This window comes from Methylophaga sp. UBA1464 (genome assembly GCF_002325665.1).
GTDB lineage: Bacteria > Pseudomonadota > Gammaproteobacteria > Nitrosococcales > Methylophagaceae > Methylophaga.
Genome location: NZ_DCSO01000085.1, coordinates 11,926 through 14,589 on the forward strand (window position 1 = coordinate 11,926; position 2,664 = coordinate 14,589).

General features: G+C 47.2%; 4 protein-coding genes and 1 pseudogene. All 5 read right to left on the minus strand.

Annotation, left to right across the window (positions count from 1 at the left end; all coding sequences use genetic code 11):
- The coding region (locus B3O33_RS10810; protein ID WP_292363572.1) for a PfkB family carbohydrate kinase at positions 1-772 on the minus strand (772 nt) is incomplete at its 3' end.
- Between the two features lie 14 nt (positions 773-786).
- Positions 787-1,434 carry an adenylate kinase gene (locus tag B3O33_RS10815; RefSeq protein WP_292362280.1) on the minus strand — a complete coding sequence of 216 codons (648 nt, stop codon included), beginning with the start codon at positions 1,432-1,434 and terminating at the stop codon, positions 787-789.
- Positions 1,435-1,477: 43 nt separating this feature from the next.
- Positions 1,478-2,317 carry an HDOD domain-containing protein gene (locus tag B3O33_RS10820; RefSeq protein WP_292362281.1) on the minus strand — a complete coding sequence of 280 codons (840 nt, stop codon included), beginning with the start codon at positions 2,315-2,317 and terminating at the stop codon, positions 1,478-1,480.
- The gene (locus B3O33_RS10825) at positions 2,308-2,472 is read right to left on the minus strand and encodes a hypothetical protein (RefSeq protein WP_292362282.1); all 165 of its coding nucleotides are present in this window, start codon (positions 2,470-2,472) and stop codon (positions 2,308-2,310) included. Before B3O33_RS10825 ends, B3O33_RS10820 begins: the two co-directional genes overlap by 10 nt.
- A pseudogene (locus B3O33_RS10830) lies at positions 2,472-2,664 on the minus strand (S49 family peptidase); the annotation flags it as partial. The gene B3O33_RS10825 and the pseudogene B3O33_RS10830, both read right to left, overlap by 1 nt.

Genomic DNA, 2,664 nt, shown 5'->3' on the forward strand with positions numbered 1-2,664 from the left:
TTTTTGCCAACAGACTATGGATCATGCCGGCATTAAAGGTGTCACCAGCTCCCAGACTGTCGACTGCCTTAGGAATTTTGGTCGCGGGGCAAAAAATCATCTGTGCATTGTGCCAGCCATACGCTCCCTCTGCACCCCAGGTGCAGGTTGCCGAATGTGCATGACAAAGATCATCAAACAAATCCTCAGCGAGACGATAACCTTTTGCTTCAGCGTATGCTCTGGAGAAAAACAGCCAGTCAGCCATCCCGGATAAACTTTCAATACCGTCACGAGGTTTTTCAATTTCCAGGGATATCGGCACATTTGGTGAGTTTTGTCGGCAATGTTCGAGCATTTTTGCTAACTCTGTAACGTTACGACCTTCAAAGTGCAACCAGTCAAACAAGCTTAAATCGATTTTCTCAAATGTGGCAAAAGTTAGCTCAGGACAATCACGATGATGCACTATGGTTCGGCTACCGTTCTGTCGATTCAGCGTAATATAAGATGTGGGCATTTTGCCTTGATTAAGACGAGGGCAAAACTGTGTATTAATCTGATAGCGATTGAGATCGGCTTCGATAATGTGCCCGTCAGCTTCATCAATTAATGTTGCCGCCAAATAATTCTTATGGCCCAGCTGACTCAACACACAAAGGGTGTTGCTGGCATTACCACCCCGGCTCATGCGTTGTGACAATGCCCGAACTTCAGCATCTTCAGCCGGATAACTGGCAACTTCGTTGATAATATCCAGCGTGGCAATGCCGGTGGCCAGAATAACTGCCATCGTGCTAATACAAATCAGATGTCGTCGAAAATGGCGCCAACTGCATCGGTAATCGCATCGATATCCCCGGTGCCTTTAATCGTATGCAGTTTATTCTGTTGCTGATAAAAACCCACTAACGGTGCGGTTTGCTCTTCATAGACTTTCAGACGATTTTCGATAGTGGCTTCGTTGTCATCCTGGCGCTGAAATAACTCACCACCACAGTTATCACAGACACCTTCCTTAGCCGGTGGTGATAAATGCACGTTAAAAATGGCACCACAATCTTTACAGGTACGACGGCCTGTTAATCGCTGCATCAGCTCTGTGAATGGCACATCAAGCAACACAACACCCTGCAGCGGCTGGCCCAGATCGCCAAGCATTTTATCTAACGCTTCGGCCTGAGCAATATTACGTGGGAAGCCATCGAGAATATAACCATTTCTGGCATCATCATGGGTCAGTCGTTCACGAATGAGCCCAATCACGATTTCATCTGAAACCAGCGCACCGGCATCCATCGCAGATTTAGCCTGTTTACCTAATTCAGAACCTGCGGTGACTGCGGCACGCAGCAGATCACCAGTAGATATTTGCGGGATATTGAATTTTTTCGATAGAAAAACACCCTGGGTACCTTTACCGGAACCCGGCGCGCCAAGTAATACTGTTCTCATGTTTGCCTCTTGCTTGTTTGTTTTCTGTTCGTATAAGTGAGTTTTATAATAAGTTTGCTGCCAGATGTTCCAATTGAATGGCAACTTTGCGGAGTATGGGGGGAATAACTTCCGGCTGTAACTCCAGTCTATCCCAGGCCACAGGATCCAGCGGCGGTACATGTTGATCACCGCTATGGCCAAATGGAACGGCACTGACCATAACATCGGCAACATGCACGATGCAGACTTCAGCCGCATAGCCCGAAGCCAGTGGATTATGGTGATGTCTGGCAACAAAACCAAGGGACTCAGGCAAACGCCATGCCTGAATTAACGCTTCTCCTGCTTCGGTATGATCGAAACCAATCACCCGTTGCTCTGCCAGATGCAAGACCTCATGACCAAAGCGGGCACTTTTGATGGATTCAGCTGACAATTCCGGCACGGATTGATATAAAACCAGGCTACCGATGTTATGCAGCAGTCCGGCAATCAGATACTGTTCACTTTGTTTGTGTCCAGCCGCTTCAGCTAATAATTTGGCACAAATTGCACAGGCCAGACTATGGCGCCAGAAGATGTTCATTTCCATCAGTGTTTTGGGAATACCGCTGAATGCATTGACCACCGAAGTCGCCAGAACCAGATTGGTCAATTCACGGGTGCCAATAACGGTAATGGCGCGTGAAATCGTGTTGATTTGTGACGGAAAACCATAAAACGGACTGTTGACGATTTTCAGTAGCCGTGTCGTTAATGCCGGATCCGTATTGATAACTTTACTGATGTCATCAATAGCACTATTGGGATCATGAATCAGTTCATCCAGCCGGGCATAGGTGCTGGGCGGTGAGACCAGCTCAAGTGACTTATTAACCAGTGATTGAGGTGTCAGAGCCATGATGATTCACTCGATTCATCAGGGGTTAACTTGTCCAGCGATGCTTCATTAAATAACAAAGCAATCAGTGGATGTTTCAGATCGGCGTAGCGGAATAATTCCTCGCGATCAGCCAGCGCTTTAGCCACTAATTCATCATGATGTCCGGTATCCATTAGCGAAGATTCCAATATTGACTACTGATTAATGTTTCACTGATTTTCACGCCCAGACTACCAGCAAAACGATCCAGATAACTCGGGCGAGGTGTGTAATCAACAATTTCTTCGGCGCCAACGATATCTCTGGCCACCGTACTGCTATTAGCCAGTCCATCAATCAGGCCGAGTTCAAGCGCCTGTTCGCCG

Coding starts and splice junctions, on each gene's coding strand:
- B3O33_RS10815 (WP_292362280.1), bottom strand. CDS start 1,434: ATGAGAACAGTATTACTTGGCGCGCCGGGTTCCGGTAAAGGTACCCAG.
- B3O33_RS10820 (WP_292362281.1), bottom strand. CDS start 2,317: ATGGCTCTGACACCTCAATCACTGGTTAATAAGTCACTTGAGCTGGTC.
- B3O33_RS10825 (WP_292362282.1), bottom strand. CDS start 2,472: ATGGATACCGGACATCATGATGAATTAGTGGCTAAAGCGCTGGCTGAT.